Origin of the sequence: Streptomyces shaanxiensis (assembly GCF_039537145.1) — a bacterium.
Classification (GTDB): domain Bacteria; phylum Actinomycetota; class Actinomycetes; order Streptomycetales; family Streptomycetaceae; genus Streptomyces; species Streptomyces shaanxiensis.
In genome coordinates this window covers 14,735-34,413 of sequence record NZ_BAAAZY010000037.1, presented here as the reverse complement: position 1 = coordinate 34,413, position 19,679 = coordinate 14,735, and the positions used below count along the sequence as shown (strand labels likewise).

The 19,679-nt window shown below is 70.4% G+C and carries 13 protein-coding genes; 7 read left to right on the top strand and 6 right to left on the bottom strand.

What is annotated here, in order from left to right; all coding sequences use genetic code 11:
• Positions 1 to 212 precede the first annotated feature (212 nt).
• Both ABD932_RS42870 and ABD932_RS42865 read left to right on the top strand, forming a co-directional pair.
• Positions 213 to 1,937 (top strand): alkaline phosphatase family protein, encoded by a 1,725-nt coding sequence (locus ABD932_RS42870; RefSeq protein ID WP_425587598.1) that lies wholly within the window; start codon positions 213 to 215, stop codon positions 1,935 to 1,937.
• Positions 1,938 to 2,074: 137 nt separating this feature from the next.
• Entirely contained in the window at positions 2,075 to 2,509 is a 435-nt protein-coding gene (locus tag ABD932_RS42865) for a hypothetical protein (protein WP_345021851.1), read from the top strand.
• A 269-nt stretch (positions 2,510 to 2,778) separates the two neighbouring features.
• On the opposite strand, the gene ABD932_RS42860 is transcribed toward ABD932_RS42865, so the two are convergent.
• From ABD932_RS42860 to ABD932_RS42850, 3 genes are all read right to left on the bottom strand, one after another.
• Positions 2,779 to 4,056, bottom strand: coding sequence for a cation:proton antiporter (locus ABD932_RS42860; protein WP_345021849.1), 1,278 nt, complete (start codon positions 4,054 to 4,056; stop codon positions 2,779 to 2,781).
• A 6-nt stretch (positions 4,057 to 4,062) separates the two neighbouring features.
• Entirely contained in the window at positions 4,063 to 4,548 is a 486-nt protein-coding gene (locus tag ABD932_RS42855; protein WP_250084658.1) for a cation:proton antiporter regulatory subunit, read from the bottom strand.
• Positions 4,549 to 4,627: 79 nt separating this feature from the next.
• On the bottom strand, positions 4,628 to 5,482 hold the full coding sequence (locus ABD932_RS42850) for an alpha/beta fold hydrolase (RefSeq protein ID WP_345021846.1): 855 nt from the start codon (positions 5,480 to 5,482) through the stop codon (positions 4,628 to 4,630).
• Positions 5,483 to 5,692: 210 nt separating this feature from the next.
• Between ABD932_RS42850 and paaK the strand changes: the two genes are divergently transcribed.
• Positions 5,693 to 6,988: a phenylacetate--CoA ligase PaaK gene (gene paaK / locus ABD932_RS42845; RefSeq protein ID WP_345021844.1), complete on the top strand. Its 1,296-nt coding sequence runs from the start codon at positions 5,693 to 5,695 to the stop codon at positions 6,986 to 6,988.
• Here the strand turns inward: paaK and ABD932_RS42840 are convergent.
• On the bottom strand, positions 6,985 to 8,484 hold the full coding sequence (locus ABD932_RS42840) for an acyl-CoA synthetase (protein ID WP_345021843.1): 1,500 nt from the start codon (positions 8,482 to 8,484) through the stop codon (positions 6,985 to 6,987). The two genes, paaK and ABD932_RS42840, sit on opposite strands and share 4 nt — an antisense overlap.
• Positions 8,485 to 8,615: 131 nt before the next feature.
• Between ABD932_RS42840 and ABD932_RS42835 the strand changes: the two genes are divergently transcribed.
• From ABD932_RS42835 to ABD932_RS42820, 4 genes are all read left to right on the top strand, one after another.
• Complete coding sequence (locus ABD932_RS42835; RefSeq protein ID WP_345021841.1) at positions 8,616 to 11,048, top strand: penicillin acylase family protein; 2,433 nt, start codon at positions 8,616 to 8,618, stop codon at positions 11,046 to 11,048.
• A 215-nt stretch (positions 11,049 to 11,263) separates the two neighbouring features.
• Positions 11,264 to 12,742: a cytochrome P450 gene (locus ABD932_RS42830; RefSeq protein ID WP_345021839.1), complete on the top strand. Its 1,479-nt coding sequence runs from the start codon at positions 11,264 to 11,266 to the stop codon at positions 12,740 to 12,742.
• On the top strand, positions 12,699 to 13,733 hold the full coding sequence (locus ABD932_RS42825) for a (-)-alpha-amorphene synthase (RefSeq protein ID WP_345021837.1): 1,035 nt from the start codon (positions 12,699 to 12,701) through the stop codon (positions 13,731 to 13,733). Before ABD932_RS42830 ends, ABD932_RS42825 begins: the two co-directional genes overlap by 44 nt.
• Positions 13,734 to 13,987: 254 nt before the next feature.
• On the top strand, positions 13,988 to 16,897 hold the full coding sequence (locus tag ABD932_RS42820) for an ATP-binding protein (RefSeq protein WP_345021835.1): 2,910 nt from the start codon (positions 13,988 to 13,990) through the stop codon (positions 16,895 to 16,897).
• Positions 16,898 to 16,955: 58 nt separating this feature from the next.
• Here the strand turns inward: ABD932_RS42820 and ABD932_RS42815 are convergent, their stop codons facing one another.
• Together ABD932_RS42815 and ABD932_RS42810 are read right to left on the bottom strand one after the other, a co-directional pair.
• Entirely contained in the window at positions 16,956 to 18,515 is a 1,560-nt protein-coding gene (locus tag ABD932_RS42815) for an acyl-CoA synthetase (protein ID WP_345021833.1), read from the bottom strand.
• Complete coding sequence (locus tag ABD932_RS42810; RefSeq protein WP_345021831.1) at positions 18,512 to 19,636, bottom strand: nitronate monooxygenase; 1,125 nt, start codon at positions 19,634 to 19,636, stop codon at positions 18,512 to 18,514. Before ABD932_RS42810 ends, ABD932_RS42815 begins: the two co-directional genes overlap by 4 nt.
• Positions 19,637 to 19,679 lie beyond the last annotated feature (43 nt).

Here is a 19,679-nt window from a genome sequence, read left to right as displayed (position 1 = left end):
TCATCGGGCGCTGCTTGCCATGCCATCGCAAGACCGCACGGGAGGACCTCCGGGTGTCGCAGGAGGCAACAGAGGAAGCAACGCGAGAGACGGAAGAAGCGGGGACGGAAGAAGCGAGGACGGCTGAGGCGGGGAGCGCTGAGGCGGGGACGGTTGAAGCGGTCGAGACCGCCGAGGCCGTCGACCCGGCGAAGACGACCGAGGCCGTTGAGGTGGCTGGGACGGCTGAGGCGGTCGACCAATCCGAGCAATCCCGCCCCGCGGAGACGCCCGGCTCCCCCTCCCCCGGCTGGTTCGGCTGGCGGCGCCGCTACCCCCGTACGGCATACGGCGTCACCGTGGGGACGACCGTCCTGGCCGGTGTGCTCCTGCTCTTCGCGCTCCTCGTGCCCAACCGCCTCGAGCGGCTCGGCCCCGAGGCGTTCTTCCGTCTCCCGGCCGAGGGGATCCTGCTCGCGGGCCTGCTGCTGGCGCTGCCGCCCCGGTCACGACGGCTGACGGCGGTGGTGTCGGGAGCGCTCCTCGGTCTGCTCACCGTCCTGAAGTTCGTCGACATGGGCTTCTACCAGGTGCTGGCCCGCCCCTTCGACCTCGTCCTGGACTGGATACTGCTCGACGACGCGGCGGAGTTCGTCCGGGAGACCTTCGGGCGGACCGGTCAGGTGCTCGCGGTGGTCGGCGTGATCCTCCTGATCCTCGCCGTGCTCGTCCTCATGACGCTGGCGATGGTGCGGGTGACGAATCTCATGGTCCGTCACCGGCCCACCGCCGCCCGCACGACGCTGATCCTCGGAACCGCCTGGATGACGTGCATGACGCTGGGCGTCCAAGTCGCCGGCGTCCCGCTGGCCACCAAGGGCAACGCCGAGTTCGTCAACAATCGTGTCGAGCAGGTGCGCGCGGGCCTCAAGGACGGACAGGTCTTCCAGAAGCAGGCGGCGGTGGACGCCTTCGCGAAGACGCCGCCGGACCAGCTGCTGACGGGGCTGCGCGGCAAGGACGTGCTGTTCACGTTCATCGAGAGCTACGGCCGTGTCGCGATCGACGACCCGGCGATGGCGCCGCAGATCGACGCGGTGCTGAAGGAGGGAACGAGCTCGCTCAAGGCGTCCGGGTTCCAGTCGCGCAGCGCCTGGCTGAGGTCGCCGGTGACGGGAGCGGGCAGCTGGCTGGCGCACTCCACGTTCCTCTCCGGTCTCTGGATCAAGAACCAGCAGCGGTACCGGAGTCTGACGACCAGCGACCGCGCGACCCTGAACAGCTACTTCCGCAAGACCGGCGCCTGGCGCACGGTCGGCGTCGTGCCCGGGGTGCGGCGGGCCTGGCCGGAGGGCAAGTACTTCGCCCTCGACCACATCTACGACTCCGAGCACCTGGGCTACCACGGCCCGTACTTCAGCTGGACCCCCGTGCCCGACCAGTTCAGCCTGGAGGCCTTCCAGCGGCTGGAGCACGGCAAGAAGAACCGCGAGCCGATCATGGCGGAGATCATCCTGGCCTCCAGCCACAACCCGTGGTCCCCCATCGCCCGCATGATCGACTGGGACGACCTCGGCGACGGCTCGGTCTTCCACCAGATCAAGAAGGAGGGCACGGACCCCAAGGAGGTCTGGAAGGACCCCGAGCGCGTCCGCACCGAGTACCGCCGCGCCATCGAGTACTCGGTCCGCAGCCTCACCGAGTGGGTGGAGCGCTACGGCACCGACGACACGGTCCTCGTCTTCCTCGGCGACCATCAGCCCGTCCCGACCGTCACGGCCGGCAGCACGAGCAAGGACGTCCCCGTCACGATCGTCGCCCGCGACCAGAAGGTCCTGGACCGCATCGCCGACTGGAACTGGACGGACGGCCTCAAGCCCGCCGAGAACGCCCCGACCTGGGGCATGGACCGCTTCCGGGACCGGTTCATGACGGCGTACGGGCCTCGGGCGGGCTGAGCGGCCGACGGTTGCGGTCGCGGCTTCGCCGCGGTGCGGGGGCACCGTATGGCGTAGCAGTACGCGACGGCGCACGGGTGGCGTCCCTACGGTCGCAATGACGGTCGAAGAGGCCTCAGGACCGAAGGGGAACGCCCGTGAAGGGACGAATACGCATTCGCGCGCTGTGCGCGACCGCGATCACCGTTGTCGTCACCGCCGGCCCGGCGGTCCAGGTCGCCCACGCGCGGGGCGACCTGGACTGCAGCGACTTCCGCTTCCAGGAAGACGCGCAGGCGGAGTTCAACCGCGACAGAAACGACCCCAACGACCTGGACGATGACCACGGACGGGGACGGGACGACGACATCGCCTGCGAGGTCCTCCCTCGCCGTGTCTCGCCCATCTCCCCCGTGTCGTCACCGCTCCCCACGATGTCGCCGCTCCCCACGCGGGGAGTCAGAGGCGGCCTGGGCGGTAGTTCGGGACCGTCGGACTTCGAGGTGGCGGTGGGGGCCGGCCTGGCCGTCGGCGCGCTGGGGCTGACCGTGGGGTACGTCGTGTACCGGCGTCGGCTCGGATCCGGGAGCTAGGCCGAGGGTCGAGGACGCACTGCCCCGCTTCTCCCGGGCAACGCCACGTAGTGGAGCACGCTCCAAGGAGATATCTCCGTGGAGGCCGAAGGGCACCAAGCCCGCCATGGGGCAGACGTACAGCAGCAGGCCGCCCACCAGCAGGAGGCTCACCGTGCCGGGCAGGCTGCGGGCGACCGCGACCATGACCGCTTGTTCCCGAGCCGACAGGTGTTCGGCGGGTACACGGCCGGAGAGCGGCAACTCCCCGGCCGTACCAGGTGGCTCGCTCAGGGCCTGCCGACCACGTCCTGGCCCTCCACCGCATCGTGCGGTGCGTCCGCCGACGGCTCGGCATCGGCATCCGCCCTGCCTCGGGTGTCCGCCGGACCGCCCGGCGTGCGCCTGCCCAGGCGCTCCGTCAGCCGTGTCGCCACGGGCTCCGTGTAGCGGGCCGTGAGCGGGCCCAGGATCACCAGGATCAGCACGTACGCGGTGGCCAGCGGCCCCAGTGACGGCTCGATGCCGGCGGTCACGGCGAGCCCGGCGATGACGATGGAGAACTCACCTCGGGCGACCAGCGTTCCGCCCGCGCGCCAGCGGCCCTTGACGGAGATCCCGGCCCGCTTGGCGGCCCAGTAGCCGGTGGCGATCTTCGTCAGCGCGGTGACGACGGCCAGGGCCAGCGCCGGCAGCAGCACCGGCGGGATGCTCGCGGGATCGGTGTGCAGCCCGAAGAAGACGAAGAACACCGCGGCGAACAGATCCCGCAACGGTGCCAGCAGGTTGTGCGCCCCCTCGGCCACCTCGCCGGACAGGGCGATGCCGACGAGGAATGCGCCGACGGCGGCGGACACCTGGAGCTGCTGGGCGAGCCCGGCCACGACCAGGGTGAGGCCCAGCACGACGAGCAGCAGTTTCTCGGGGTCGTCGCTGGACACGAAGCGGGAGATGTGGCGGCCGTACCGCACCGCGAGCAGGAGCACGAGTCCGGCCACGCCCAGCGCGATGGCAAGGGTGACGCTCCCCGCCGCGAGACCCGCACCGGCGAGCAGCGCGGTGACGATCGGCAGGTAGACGGCCATGGAGAGGTCTTCGAGGACCAGGATGCTCAGCACCACCGGTGTCTCGCGGTTGCCGAGCCGCCCGAGGTCGCCGAGGACCTTGGCGATGACGCCGGAGGACGAGATCCAGGTGACGCCGGCCAGGACGACGGCGGCGACCGGGCCCCAGCCGAGCAGCAGGGCCATCGCCGCGCCGGGCAGGGCGTTGAGGGCGGCGTCGACGAGCCCGGCCGGGTACTGGGTCTTGAGGTTGGAGACGAGGTCGCTGGCCGTGTACTCGAGGCCGAGCATCAGCAACAGCAGGATCACGCCGATCTCGGCGCCGATGGCGACGAAGTCCTCGCTGGTGCCCAGAGGAAGGAGCCCGCCCTCGCCGAAGGCGAGCCCGGCCAGGAGGTACAGGGGTATCGGCGAGAACTGGAAGCGGGCGGCGAACCGGCCCAGCAGGCCGAGGCCGAGGATGATCGCGCCGAACTCGATGAGGAAGACCGCGGAGGAGTGCATCGCGGCTCACTCCCGCCCGAGTATCGCGGCGGCCGTCTCCACGCCTTCGCGGGTACCGATCACGATCAGGGTGTCGCCGCCGGCCAGCCGGAAGTCCGGGGCCGGCGAGGGGATCGCCTCGGCGCGCCGCAGCACGGCCACGATCGACACACCGGTCTCGGTGCGCATCCGGGTCTCGCCCAGCAGCCGCCCGTTCCAGTGCGACGTGGCGGACAGCTCGATCCGCTCGGCGACGAGGCCCAGTTCGGTGGTGGACAGCAGGTTGGGACTGTGGTGCGCGGGCATCAGCGCGTCGATCAGCGTGGCCGCCTCGCCTGAGGTGAGTCGGACCGACAACGCGCACGCGTCCGGATCGTCCTGGCGGTACGCGCTGAACGTCCGCGATCCGTCCCGGTGGGCGACCACCGACAGGCGGCGCTGTTCGCGGGTGGTGAGGTCGTAGCGGACCCCGATGCCGGGCAATGGCGTACTGCTCAGGCGTGGAGCGCCCACAGCTGTCCCCCCTTCGTTCAGGTGTCACTTCCAGCACTCTTGGGGGAAATTTTAACGACCCGTGATCTTGCGCTCGAACTCAGCCCGCTCTACGGCCGCTCCCGTCCAGGAAGGCGACGACACGCCGTACGAACCATTCCGCGTCGTCGAGCCACGGATAGTGCCCGGCACCGGGCTGCACGGCGAACTCGGCGTTCGGGAGGACGTCGGCGGTGCGGCGGGCCAGGTCGGGGCGGGGGCCGCCGTCGAGTCCGCCTGCCAGGACGAGGACCGGGGCGGTCAGGCGGGAGAGCTCCAAACGCGTCGTGGGCGGGTCGTAGGCGCCGTCGGAGCCGTAGATGTCGGCGGCCTCGTCGTTGGACTCGTCGTCGGCGCGCATGTCATGTTGCTTGGCAGCATCGTCCCAACGCCCGTAGAAGAAGGGCGCGAACACGGGGTCGAAGTCCCCCGAGCCGGCCAGCCATGCCTCGAACGCCGGGAACGCCTCCGCGAACCACGGCTCGCCCTCCCGCAACCGAGCGGCGGCCAGCCGGTCCTCGGCCGTGGCGGGCATCCCCAGCGCCCAGGGCGTCGCGGTCACCAGGGCCAGCCGCGCCACCCGCTGCGGATGGCGGGCGGCGTACAGCATGGCCAGGCTCCCGCCCGCCGAGTGCCCGAGCACGTCCATATGGGCCAGACCCATATGGTCGCGCAACACCTCGATGTCGTCCACCAAGTGGTCGCAGCGGTACGTGGCCGGGTCGGCCGGGACAGCCGAGTTCCCGGTGCCCCGCAGGTCGATCCGCACCAGCTGCCGGTGCTCGGTCAGTCCGCCCAGGTCACCCAGGTAGGCGGAGGCCCGCATCGGTCCCCCGGGCAGGACGACGAGTGGTTCGCCCTCCCCTCGCAGGTGGTAGGCGATCTCGGTCCCGTCGGAGGCGGTGAAGAACGGCATGACGCCGATCCTGGTCACCGAGGCGCGCTCACCGCAACGGAGTTGTCCGCCAGGGCAGCCCCTCCCGAGCCCCCTGCGCGGCAGCGTCGGTCGCAGAAAGTGCGGGCCGCCCCCTTGCCTGATCAATCACCGCCTGAATTACTGATCCCGAACACCCGGACCGAATGATCGGTCGTCCGGATTGATGTGGTTGGCGAGGGAGAAGTCCCCATGGCGGATGCGACGGAGCTGCTGGACTCGGGGGAACGGCTCGACCCGGAGGCACTGCGTGCGGTGCAGCTGGAGCGGCTGCGGAAGACGCTGCGGCACGCGTACGACAACGTGCCGTTCTACCGGGAGTCCTTCGACAAGGCCGGGCTGCGGCCCGAGGACTGCCGCTCACTCGCCGATCTGGCCCGATTCCCGTTCACCACCAAGGCCGACCTGCGCGAGAACTACCCGTACGGAATGTTCGCCGTGCCCCAGGACCGGATCCGCCGCATCCACGCCTCCAGCGGCACCACCGGACGCCCCACCGTCGTCGGCTACACCGACGCCGACCTCTCCCTGTGGTCCGACATGGTGGCCCGCTCGATCCGGGCGGCGGGCGGACGTCCCGGGGACAAGGTCCATGTGGCGTACGGCTATGGGCTGTTCACCGGTGGGCTCGGCGCACACTATGGGGCCGAACGACTGGGCTGTACGGTCATCCCCGCGTCCGGCGGAATGACGGCCCGTCAGGTCCAGCTGATCCAGGACCTCAAGCCCGAGATCATCATGGTGACGCCGTCCTACATGCTCACCATCCTCGACGAGTTCGAGCGGCAGGGCGTCGATCCGCGCGGTACCTCCCTGCGCGTCGGCATCTTCGGTGCCGAGCCCTGGACCGAGCAGATGCGCCGGGAGATCGAGGAGCGGTTCGCGATCGACGCCGTCGACATATACGGGCTGTCCGAGGTGATCGGGCCAGGGGTCGCGCAGGAGTGTGTGGAGACCAAGGACGGGCTCCATGTGTGGGAGGACCACTTCTACCCCGAGATCGTCGACCCGATCAGCGGCGAGGTGCTGCCGGACGGTGAGGAGGGCGAGTTGGTCTTCACCTCGCTCACCAAGGAGGCGATGCCGATCGTCCGGTACCGGACGCGGGATCTGACGCGGCTGTTGCCGGGCACGGCGCGGGTGTTCCGCCGGATGGAGAAGGTGACCGGCCGCAGTGACGACATGGTGATCCTGCGCGGCGTGAACCTCTTCCCCACCCAGGTCGAGGAGATCGTGCTGCGCACGCCGGGCGTAGCGCCGCATTTCCAGCTTCGGCTCACCCGGGAGGGCCGGCTCGACGCCCTCACCGTGCGGGCCGAGGCTCGCCCCGACGCGTCGCCCGAGACCCGGGAGGAAGCCGCGCGGGCCATCGCGGCGGCCGTGAAGGACGGCATCGGGGTGTCGGTCGCCGTGGAGATCGTCGAACCGGAGTCGCTCGAACGGTCCGTGGGCAAGATCCGCCGGATCCAGGACCTGCGTCCCCGCTAGTCACCGGCGAGACGGTCCCGCAGCTCCCGCTTGAGGATCTTGCCGCTGGCGTTGCGCGGCAGCTCGTCCACGAACACCACCCGTTTGGGCGCCTTGAAGTGGGCGAGCTTGTCGCGCGCGTGGTCGATCAGCTCGGCCCCGGTCACCTCGCCGCGCGGGACGACGACCGCCGTGACGGCCTCGATCCACCGCTCGTCGGACAGCCCGATCACGGCGACCTCGGCGACGCCCTCATGCGTGTACAGGGCGTCCTCGACCTCACGTGAGGCGATCAAGACGCCGCCGGAGTTGATGACGTCCTTCACCCGGTCGACGATGGTGAAGTAGCCGTGTGCGTCCCGCACCGCCAGGTCACCGGAGCGGAACCAGCCGTCCCGGAAGGCCTCGGCGGTCTCCTCGGGTTTGTCCCAGTACCCCTCGCACAACTGCGGGGAGCGGTAGACGATCTCCCCGGGGGTGCCGTCGGGCACGTCCGCGCCGTGCTCGTCGACCACCCGGGCGTCGACGAAGAGGACGGTACGGCCGCAGGAGTCCAGCCGGCCCTTGTGCTCGTCCGGGGCCAGCACGGTGGCCAGCGGGCCGATCTCGCTCTGGCCGAAGCAGTTGTAGAAGGCCAGCTTCGGCCACCGCTCCCGCAGCCGCTCCAGGACCGGCACCGGCATGATCGAGGCGCCGTAGTACGCCTTGCGCAGTCCGTCGAGGTCGCGGGTCGCGAAGTCGGGGCGGCCCGCGAGGGCGATCCACACCGTGGGCGGGGCGAACAGGCTGTCGACGCCGCCCGTTTCGATCAGGTCGAAGAGCCGGTCGCCGTCGGGCGCGTCGACGATCGTGTTCGTGGCGCCGACCGCGAGGTACGGCAGCAGGAACACATGCATCTGTGCCGAGTGATACAGCGGCAGTGAGTGGACGGGACGGTCGCCGGCGCTCAAGTCCAGGGCGGTGATCGCGCTCAGGTACTCGTGCACCAGGGCGCGGTGGGTCATCATCGCGCCCTTGGGCAGGGCGGTCGTGCCCGAGGTGTAGAGCAGCTGCACCAGGTCCTCGCTGCGCGGCTCCGGGCCGTCGTGGGCAGGCGCCGTCGCCTGGCGCGCGAGCAGTGAGTCGTCGGCGTCGCGCAGGGGCAGCGTACGGACGCCTGCCGGGAGCCGGTCCGCCAGGTCCGGGTCGGCGAGGACCAGGGAGCTGCCGGACTGGCCGACGATGTACGCGAGGTCGTCGCCGGTGAGGTTCTGGTTCACCGGGACGTGGACGAGGCCGGCGCGGGCGCAGGCGAGGAAGGCGATCAGATAGGCGTCCGAGTTGTGCCCGTAGGCGCCGACCCGGTCCCCGGGGGCGAGGCCCTCGTCGAGCAGGACGCTCGCCGCGCGCGAGACGGCCTCGTCGAGTTCCGCGTACGTCCAGGAGCGGTCGCGGTAGTCGACCGCGACGCGCGCGGGGGTGCGCCGGGCGCTGCGTCGCAGCACCCCGTCAACCGTGCTGCCGTGTCCAGGCGTCATGACACATGATCCTCGGTGCGCCGCACGGACAGGTCAAGCAGGACGCAGAGCAGGAACAGAACACCGCGCCGAGGACACATACCCGTTGGTACGCTCAACGGCTCCTTCCCTCAATGACGTTGGGAGGCACGATGCGCACCCGCTTCAGACGGCTCGTCGTCACGGCCGTCGCCCTGCTCACCGCCACGGCCGGACTACCCGCGGCCGCGGCCGATCAGCAGGACCGCCAGGACAGGCACGACCGTCAGGAACAGCTCTCGCACGGCGGTCTGTCCGCCGTCGTCCGCTACACCGAGTACGGCATTCCGCACATCGTCGCCAAGGACTACAAGTCCCTCGGCTTCGGCACCGGTTGGGCGCAGGCAGCCGACCAGGTCTGCACCCTCGCCGACGGTTTCGTGACCGTACGCGGCGAGCGTTCACGCTTCTTCGGTCCGGACGCGGCGACCGACTTCTCGCTCTCCTCCGCCACCAGGAACCTCTCCAGCGACCTGTACTTCCGCGGCGTACGTCAGACGCGCACCGTCGAGAAGCTCCTCGCGCAGCCGGCACCGCGCGGCCCGAGCCGTCAGGTCAAGGACCTCATGCGGGGCTTCGCGGCCGGGTACAACACCTGGCTGAGGCAGAACCGGATCACCGACCCCGCGTGCAGGAAAGCCGCCTGGGTACGGCCGGTCACCGCACTCGACGTGGCCGCCCGCTTCTACGCGGTCGCCGTGCTCGGCGGCCAGGGCGGCGCCGTGGACGACATCACGTCCGCCCAGCCACCCACCGGATCCGCGGCCCGCGCCAAGGGCATCGCGACAAGTCCGAACGCCGAGGCCCTGATCCGGGCCGTGCGGGAGCGGACCGCCGACGCGGACATGGGGTCGAACGCGGTGGCCTTCCGCGGGGACACCACGGCGAACGGCCGCGGTCTGCTGCTGGGCAATCCGCACTACCCGTGGCACGGCGGACGCCGCTTCTGGCAGGCACAGCAGACGATCCCCGGCGAGCTGAACGTCGCCGGCGGGGCGCTGCTCGGCTCGCCGACGATCTCCATCGGGTACAACTCCCATGTGGCGTGGAGCCACACGGTGTCGACCGGCGTCCCGTTCAATCTGCATCGCCTGACGCTGGATCCCGCCGACCCCACCGTGTATGTGGTGGACGGCAAGCGGCACCGGATGACGAAGCGGACCGTGACCGTCGCGGTCAAGGACGGCGCACCGGTGACCCGCACCCAGTGGTGGACGCGGTACGGCCCGGTCGTCGCCTCCGCCGACGGTGAGCTCCCGCTGCCCTGGACCACGACGACGGCGTACGCGCTCAACGACCCCAATGCCGCCAACATGCGGTTCGCCGACACCTCGCTCGGCTTCAGCAAGGCGCGCGGCACGGCGGACGTCCTCGCGTCGCTGGACCGGCATCAGGGGCTCCCATGGGTGAACACGATCGCCGCGGACTCCTCGGGGCACTCCCTCTACACGCAGTCGCAGGTGCTGCCCCGGATCACCGACGACCTCGCGGCCGGGTGTTCCACGGACCTGGGCAGGGCCACCTACCCGGCCGCGGGCCTGGCGGTCCTCGACGGCTCCCGCGGCGACTGCTCGCTCGGCAGCGACGCCGACGCCGTCCAGTCCGGGATCTTCGGGCCCGCGCGCATGCCGACGCTGAAGGACGCGCCGTACGCGGAGAACTCCAACGACAGCGCGTGGCTGGCCAACGCCGACCGGCCGCTCACCGGTTACGAGCGGGTCTTCGGCACTGTCGGCACGCAGCGCTCCCTGCGCACGCGTGGCGCGGTCGAGGACGTGGCGGCGATGGCGGAGCGGGGCGGTCTGACCGTCCGGGACCTGGAGCGTCAGCAGTTCGCGAACCGGGTGCCCGCGGGCGACCTGGCCGCGGCCGACGTGGCGAAGGCGTGTGCCGCGCTTCCCGGCGGGACGGCAACGGGCAGTGACGGCAAGGCCGTTGATGTCTCGTCAGCCTGCTCGGTGCTCGCCGCCTGGGACCGTACGACGGACACCGGCAGCCGGGGCGCCCTGCTCTTCGACCGGTTCTGGCGCAAGCTGACGGCGAAGGTGCCGGCCGCCCAGCGCTGGAAGGTGCCCTTCTCGGCAGCGGACCCGGTGCACACCCCGAACACCCTGAACACCGACGCCCCCGGCTTCGCCACGGCCCTCGCGGACGCGGTCGCCGAGCTCCGGGCGGCGGGCATCGCGCTCGACTCCCGCCTCGGTGAGCACCAGTTCGTCGTGCGGGACGGGCGGCGTATTCCGGTTCCGGGCGGCACCGAGGGGCTGGGTGTGTGGAACAAGATCGAGCCGGTGTGGAATCCGGCGGGCGGCGGTTATACGGAAGTGACGACCGGCTCGAGCCACATCCAGGCGGTGGGCTGGGACGGCAGCCGTTGTCCGGTGGCGCGCACGCTGCTGACGTACTCGCAGTCCTCGAATCCGAACTCGCCCCACTTCAGCGATCAGACCCGGGTGTTCTCCGGTGAGAAATGGGTGAGGTCCCGCTTCTGCGAGAAGGACATCCTGTCGTCGCCCGCGCTGCGCGTGGTCCGGGTGAGCGACTGAGTTTGACGCCGGGTGGTCCCGCGGTGACACGCGGGACCACCTCTTTTTGAACGCCTCGATCGCACCCTTGTGCTTCTTTGTGCCTCTGTGCGCCCCTCCGAAGAAAGGATTCGCAACAATCAAAACGGGTTCGCACTGGGCAGGACATTACCCAGGGGCCAAGTCAATGTAGCGCCCATGGATTTTCGAGCGCCGAAAGAGGCAGGGGGTTTTCGATGAGCCGTGTTGCGCCTGAACAAGAGCACGCCTGGAGGGTGGGTACTGCGCCAGGCATATTCCCATTCATCGGTCACGGTATCGCCTTGTACCGTCACCCGTTGACATTTCTGAATTCCTTACCCGCCCATGGGGACCTGGTCGAGATACGGCTGGGTCCCCAGCGCGCCTGGATGGTGTGTCACCCGGAGTTGGTCCACCAGGTACTCATGGACTCGCGCACCTTCGACAAGGGGGGCCCGCTCTACGACAGGCTGCGACCGCTGCTGGGCGACGGGGTCGGCACCTGCCGCCATCAGGCGCACCGGCGACAGCGCAGGCTGCTCCAACCCGAGTTCCGCGCGGCCCGCGTCGCCGACCACACGGCCCTGATGGCCGAGGAGGTGGAGGCGGTGTGCCGTGAGTGGCGGACCGGCCGGCAGGTCGACGTCAGCGCGACCATGCTGGCACTGACGACGCGGGTGATCAGTCGCGTCCTCTTCTCCGACTCGCTCGACGCCACGACGGCGGCAGAGATACGCAGTTGCCTCGCCACAATCGTCCGCGGGCTCTTCGTGCGGACGGTGGTTCCGGTCGACGCCCTGTTCCGTGTTCCCACGCCCGCGAACCGTCGCTACCGGCGTGCCGTCGATCGCGTGCACGCGATCGTCGATACGGCCATCGCCGAGCGCCGACGAGGCGCTCCGAGCGGCGACCGGACCGACGTACTGGGGACTCTGCTGACGGCCATGGCCGACGACGGCGGAGCGATCACCGCACAGGAGGTCCACGACCAGCTCATCACCCTCCTGTTCGCCGGAGCCGAGAGCACCGCCCTGTGCCTGGCCTCCGCCCTCGACCTGCTGGCGCGACACCCGGACGAGGAGGTCCTGCTGCACTCCGAAGTCGACGCCGTACTCGCGGAGGGCCAGTTGGCCGGTCCCGACGAACTGCCGCGCCTCGTGCGCACCCGGCTCGTCCTCACCGAGACACTTCGTCACCGCCCGCCCGGCTGGCTCTTCACCCGCGTCACGACCAGGGAAACGGCTCTGGCCGGCCATCATCTGCCTGCGGGCGCCACCGTCCTGTACAGCCCGTACCTCCTCCAGCACGACCCCGCCTCGTTCCCCGACCCCGATCGCTTCCTCCCCGACCGCTGGCTGCCGGGGCAGGCCGTCGGCGTCCCGCACGGGGCGATGATTCCGTTCGCCGCGGGCAGTCGTAAGTGCATAGGTGACGCCTTCGCCATGAGGGAGGCCACCATGGCCCTCGCGTTCGTCGCCCGGAACTGGCGTCTGCGCCACCTGCCCGGCCATGTCGAACGACTGCGTCCCGCGGCGACGTTGGGGCCGAGGTCACTGGTGATGGTCTGCGAACCGCGAGGCCGACGCCCCCTCGGCACACCGCATCGGGTGGACTCCCTCGAACCCAGGGCAGCTGCAGCACCTCGCGTACATGACTCCCGAACGGCAGGTGGCGACGGTGTCGACGGCGCGTGAGGAAGTCACGCTCGCCAGGCAGGGCGGAATTGCGGCCTCCAATCTGACGGAACTGATCGACGCCCATCTCCATATGCCCTTCCCGTTCCTGAGCAATCGCCACGTATCCGAAGCGGCCGCCGGAGTCGACGTGTGGTTACGTTCGTGCGGGCTGACCGACGAAGTGGGGGTGGCGGCAATGATCGCCTTCACTCGGCCGGCGGAACTCGCGTCCTACAACAGTCCGACAGCGGAGTTGGACGTCCTTCAGATCGTGGCCAATCAAATCGCCTATCAATTCATCTTCGACGACCGGGCCGAGGAGATCGGCCGGCGGTCGCCGGACCGGCTGCTGCCCATGCTGTGCGAGAGCATCGGAATCCTGCGCGACGATGCTTCGCCCAGCACCCGGCTGGGCGCGGCGCTGGCCGATCTGCACCGACAGGTCCGCCAGAGGTGCACCCCCGCACAGGCCGCACGCTGGGCCTGGAAGAGCCGCGAGTACGTACACGGCCTGCTCTACGAGGCGGTGGCCCAGGCCACCCCCCTCCCCCCACGCATGGGACTGAGCACCTCGATACGGTCGCTGACCGCGGGCGTCGAACCGTTCTTTCCGTTGGCCGAAGCGGCACAACCGTGCGAACTGTCTTCCGAGGAGCTCCATCACCCGGTCGTGCAACGCCTGAGCCGGCTGTCCGCCGATGCGGCCGTGTGGATACCCGACCTCTTCTCCTCGGTGAAGGAGCAGCGAGCCGGCGGAGTGATCAATCTGGCCCTGGCCCACCAGCGGGCCCATCGATGCTCGCTTCCGGTGGCCGTCATGCTGGCCATCCAGCAGATCAACGGCACGATCAGGGAGTTCGAGCGGCTCTACGAGGAGATCGAACCGGAGTTGAGCCCCGCCGGGATCGGCTACGTGGACGGCATGGCCGGCTGGATCCGCGGGTGTTACTACTGGTCCCGCACCGTGCCCCGGTATGTGGACGCGGCTCTGACGCCCGCCCTTCTGTGAGGCATCCTGCGCCCGCCGAGACCGCGCGGCGGGCGCACGGCTCCCGGGCGACCCCGGCTCCTTGTCCTCAACGCCCGCGTCACCGAGGGGGCTGATTCGAGATTCACTACCCGAAGAGCGGACAATAGAACCACTTCGGCGCGGGATTCATCCATCTCTGTCATTCTCGTGCCCGATTACCGCCACTCAGCGCCCACCCGTGCGTACTGTCTGCGCAGTCCTCCGAGGAGCAACGACAGGAAGCGGTAGGGCCTATGGCGCATGGGTCGTGGCAACCGAACACCGAGCCCCGCCCGTTGCTGGAACGCCAACGGGAACTCCATGCGCTCGGCTCCGCGTTGTCGGACCTGCGCGAGGCCGCCGACGGGGTGCAGCGTTCGCGGCCCAGCGGACTGCTCGCCTTCACCGGTCCGGCCGGGCTGGGCAAGACGGCGCTCCTCACGAAGGCCCGAGCCCGCGCCGCGGCCCAAGGCTTCACGGTGCTCTCGGCCTGCGGCGGCCAGAACGAACAGGAGCTGGCCTTCCGACTGGTGCGCCAGCTCGTCCAGCCCACCCTGGCCACGATGGACGAGGCGGAACGCCGTACCTTCCTGGGAAGTTGGTACGACATCGTCGCCGTAGCTCTCGGCCTGGAGGCGACGGACACCGCCCACGCACCGGATCCGACGGGGGTGCGAGACGGTCTCGACTGGGTCATGACGCGCCTGGCGACGATGAAGGCACCCCTCGTCCTGCTCCTGGACGATCTGCACTGGGCCGATCTCGAGTCCCTCAGCTGGCTCGCCTCGTTCACACCGCGGGCAGCCGATCTCCCGCTCCTGGTCCTCGTCGCGTACCGGCCGGACGAGCTGCCGGCCGAGGCGGCCGCCTTCCGTACGGTCGTCGAACGTCACGGGAACCGCCCCCACCCGCTGGCGCGGCTCAGCGCCGCCGGTGTGGCCCAGATCGTCCGGGACGAACTGGGAGAGGGAGCCGAGGACGAGTTCTGCGACGAATGCTGGTCGGTGACCGGCGGAAGCCCGTTCGAGGCCGTCGAACTCGCCATCAGGCTCGCCGAGCGGAATCTGAAGGGGGCACCGGAGGAGTTGGCCACGATGCGGGACCTGGCCGCGGCGGTCAAGGGCCCTGGACTGATCGAGAGCCTTCGCGGGCTCGGCACGAGCACCCTCCGATTCGCCCATGCCGCGGCCGTACTGGGCCCGCCGGTCTCGCCGGAACTCGCCGCCACGCTCGCGGTGATCGGCAGCGAGGACGCCGTCGAAGCGATCGAGAAGCTGCGCGCCGCCCGGATCCTGTCCTGTTCCCAGGCGCCTGGGGACGGCCTGGAGTTCGTGCACCCGCTGATCGCAACGACGATCTACCGGTCCATCCCCTCAGGACTGCGGGTCGGCCTGCACGACAGGGCCGCGGAAGCAGTCCGGGCGGCGGGGCTGGGTCCGGCCGCCGCCGCCCGGCATCTGCTGGAGGTTCCCTGCGAAGGCAGGAGCGAGGTGGTCGACTGCCTTCGCGAGGCCGCCCGTGAGTATCTCCGCGCCGGGGCTCCGGAGGCCGCCCGGCGCGTCCTGGCCCGAGCGCTGCAGGAACCACCCCTTCCGGAGGACCGGGCCGCGCTCCTCCACGAGCTCGCGTGCTCGACCTTTCTGCTCGACCCCACGGCCACGGTCAGCCTTCTCCAAGAGGCGCTGGCCGAGCCCGGGGTGGACCCCCAACTGCGGGCCTCCATCGTCTACCGGCTGACCCAGGCACTGGCCCACACCGACCGGCTGGCCGAGGCGGCGACCGTGTCCGCCGACGAGGCGCGGCTCGCCACCCATCCGCGCATCCGACTGCGCATGCAGGCCGATCATTTCGTCTGGAGCGCCTTCCGCGCCGATGAGCCCGACTCTTTCGCCCGCTCGCGCAGGCTGACGCGACTGGCCGAACGTCTGGCGGGCCGCGGTCTGGAGGAGCGGTACATCCTGGGTCTGCGCGCCTGGGACGCCCTTGTGCGCGGCGAGCCCCGGCAGACCGCCCTCGCCTGTGCGGAGGAATCCCTGCACGGTGGTCTGAGCTGGACTGACGAGAACCGGGGCTTCGAGGTTCCGGTCTCGGTCGCCCTGGTGTTCATGTACTGCGACCAGCCGCGGCGGGCCGAAGAACTGTTCACCAGAGGCATGGCCGAGTGCGAGCTCATGGGCTGGCGCGGATCCCACCTGGCGCAGGGGCAGACCCTCTTCGGCTACATCCGCTACCGCCGTGGCTGCCTGCCCGAGGCGGAGGAATTCGTACGGGCCGGGCTGCACACCGCCAACCGGGTGGCAGGCGCGGTCCCCGCCCAGTGGTTCGCCATCGGCATCCTCCTCCAGACCCTGCTCGCCCGCGGCCGCACCGCCGAGGCGCGGCGCCTCGCCGACGCCTACCGCTACGGCGAGGTCGTCCCGAACGCCGTCATCTACCCCGACCCCCGCACGGTGTACGCCGAACTACTGCTGGCCGAGGGGCGGCACGCCGAGGCGGCCGACCTGTTGTCCGCCGTCGGGGAGTGGCTGGACTCCCGGGGCTGGCGCAACCCCTCCTGGTGTCCCTGGCAGCTGCACCTGGCGTCCGCCCTCGCCCCCACGGCCCCCGGCCGCGCACTGTCCCTCGCCCGCGACGCCGTCAAGCGCGCCAGGGACTTCGGTGCCGCCTCGACGATCGGCCAGGCACTCCACATCGAGGCCGAGGTAACCGGCGGACCAGGTGCGCTCAAGCTGCACGCGGAGGCCGTGGAGCACCTTGAGCAGTCCCCCGCCGCCTACGAACTCGCCCGCGCCCTGATCGGCCACGGCGCCGCCCTGTCCCGCAACGGGCGCCTCCAGGAAGCCGCCGACCGGCTCTACCAAGGCCTGGAGGGCGCCGTCCACTGCGGGGCCGAGGGGCTCGCCGCCCGGGCCAGGGAGGAGCTCTCGGCGGCGGGGATGCGGCCGCTGCCGCTGCGCTACGCTCAGGCGGACACGCTGACCGCCCGGGAACGGCGTACCGCCGAACTGGCCCTCCAGGGTCTCCCGGTGCCGGTGATCGCCAAGGAACTGCGCCTCACCGAGCAGGGCGTGCGGCAGTTGCTGTCCGGTGTCTACCGCAAGGTCGGCACCGATGCCGCCGGCCTCGCCAAGGCCTTGGAGACCTTTCCCCGCCCTCGCGCTTGAAGCGACCGGTCAAGCCCCTGGTCAAGGCCCCGACCCGTACCCCGCGCCGGGGCCTCGGTCACACAGGTCGCGTCCGGCCCTCCCAGTACGGGTCCCGCAACCGCCGCTTGTACAGCTTGCCGTTGGGATCGCGTGGCATCTCGGTGATGAAGTCGACGCTCTTGGGCCGCTTGTAGCCGGCGAGCCGGTCGGCGCAGTGGTCGAGGATCGCGGCGGCCAGGACGGGGCCCGGGTCGTGACCGGGGGCCGGTTCGACCACTGCCTTGACCTCCTCGCCCCAGTCGTCGTGCGGGATGCCGAAGGCGGCCGCGTCGGCGACGGCGGGGTGGGCGAGGAGTACGGACTCGATCTCGGCGGGGTAGATGTTGACCCCGCCGGAGATGATCATGTCGATCTTGCGGTCGCGGAGGAAGAGGTAGCCGTCCTCGTCGAGATATCCGAGGTCGCCGACGGTGAAGAAGTCGCCGATGCGGTTCTTCCGCGTCTTGGACTCGTCCTTGTGGTAGGCGAAGCCGCCGGTGTTCATCTTCAGGTAGACGGTGCCGAGTTCGCCCGGCGGGAGCCGGTTGCCGTCGTCGTCGAAGATCGCGAGTTCGCTGATGGGCCAGGCCTTGCCGACCGTGCCGGGCTTCTTCAGCCAGTCCTCGGCGGTGGCGAAGGCGCCGCCGCCCTCGCTGGCCGCGTAGTACTCCTCCACGCACGGGCCCCACCAGTCGAGCATCGCCCGCTTCACGTGGTCGGGACAGGGGGCGGCGCCGTGGATGGCGTGCCGCATGGAGGAGACGTCGTAGCGGGCGCGCACCTCCTCGGGCAGGGCGAGCAGACGGTGGAACTGGGTCGGGACCATGTGCGTGTGGGTGCACTTCTCCCGGTCGATCAGGCGGAGCATCTCCTCGGGCGTCCACTTGTCCATCAGGACCAGGCGGTGGCCGATGTGCAGCGACGCGCCGGCGAACTGGAGCACGGCGGTGTGGTAGAGCGGCGAGCAGACGAGGTGCACGTTGGCGTCGAAGGGGCGGATGCCGAAGATGCCGAGGAAGCCGCCCAGGTACGCCTCCTCGGGGAGCTTGCCGGGCAGCGGGCGCCGGATGCCGCGCGGGCGGCCCGTGGTGCCCGAGGTGTAGTTCATGACCCAGCCGAGGGTGCGGTCGGCGGGCGCAGACTCCGGTTGCCCGTCGAGGAGTTCGGTGTACGGCCGGAAGCCCTCGACCGTGCCGATCGCGTACCGGTGGGTGACGGGCAGTCCGGCCTCGTCCGCGGCGCCTAGCACGGGGCCGGCGAAGCGTTCGTGAGTGAGGAGCACCTTGGCTCCGGAGTCGGCGACGATCCAGGCGATCTCCGGCCCGACGAAGTGGTGGTTGATGGGGACGAGGTAGAAGCCCGCCTGACTGGCGGCCAGGTACGCGGTGATGAACTCGGCGCTGTTGGGCAGGACGACCGCGAAGGCGTCGCCGCGCCGCATGCCGGCCGCGCGCAGGCCGTGGACGAGGCGGTTGGTGGCGGCGTGCAGACGGCCGGCGGTCCACTCCTCGCCGTCCGGGGCGACGAGGACCGTGCGGTGCGGGTCGGCCGCTGCCTGGGCCCAGAAGCCCGCCGGGGGTGTGCTCGTGCTCGTCACTCGCCGCTCCTTCCGGCTATGCGGTTGATGCGATCGACGGCTCGCTCGAAGCCGCGGGTGAGGTCGTCGAAGACTGCCTGGACGCTGCGTTCGCTGTTCATCCGGCCGACGATCTGGCCGACGGGGGTGCCGAGCAGCGGCTCGACCTCGTACTTCTGGATGCGCGAGACGGCCTCGGCGACCAGCAGACCCTGCAGGGGCATGGGGAGGGTGCCGGGTCCGTTGGTGTCGTCCCAGGCGTCGGTCCACTCGGTGCGCAGCTGGCGTGCGGGTTTTCCGGTCAGAGCGCGCGAGCGCACCGTGTCGCCGGAACCGGCGGCGAGCAGTTTGCGGGTCAGGGCGGGTGAGTGCAGATCGGCCTCTGTGGTGGTCAGCCATATGGAGCCCAGCCACACACCCTGGGCGCCCAGGCTGAGTGCCGCCGCCACCTGCTGGCCGCTGCCGATGCCGCCTGCGGCCAGTACGGGCAGCGGGTCGACTGCCTCCACGACCTCCGGGGTGAGCACCATGGAGGCGATGTCCCCGGTGTGGCCACCCGCCTCGTAGCCCTGGGCGACCACGATGTCGATGCCGCGCTCCTTGTGCTTGACGGCGTGCCGGGCACTGCCCGCGAGCGCGGCGACCAGGACGTTCTGGTCATGGGCGCGTTCCACCACATCGGCGGGAGGTGAGCCCAGGGCGTTGGCGAGCAGCTTGATCGGGTAGTCGAAGGCGACGTCGAGCTGGGTGCGGGCCACCTGCTCCATCCACCCGGTGATGCGCCAGCCGGAGGCCTCCCCCTCGGCGAGTTCGGGCACGCCGTACTTGGCGAGGGTGTCCTTGACGAACTGCCGGTGCCCCTCCGGGATCATCGCCTCGACATCGGCCTCGGTCAGTGTTCGGTCCTTCGGGGCCTCCACCTTCTTCGCGGGCATGACCACGTCGAGGCCATAGGGCCTGCCGTCGACATGGGCCTCGATCCAGTCGAGGTCGCGTTTGAGGTCGTCGGGGGCGGTGTAGCGGACCGCGCCGAGCACTCCGAAGCCGCCGGCCCGGCTGATGGCCGCGGCGACGGCGGGGAACGGCGTGAAGCCGAAGACGGCGTGCTCGACTCCCAGTTTCTTGCTCAGCTCCGTCTGCATGGGCGCAGGATGCCGCAGTCCTCCGAACGACGGAAGGCCTTTT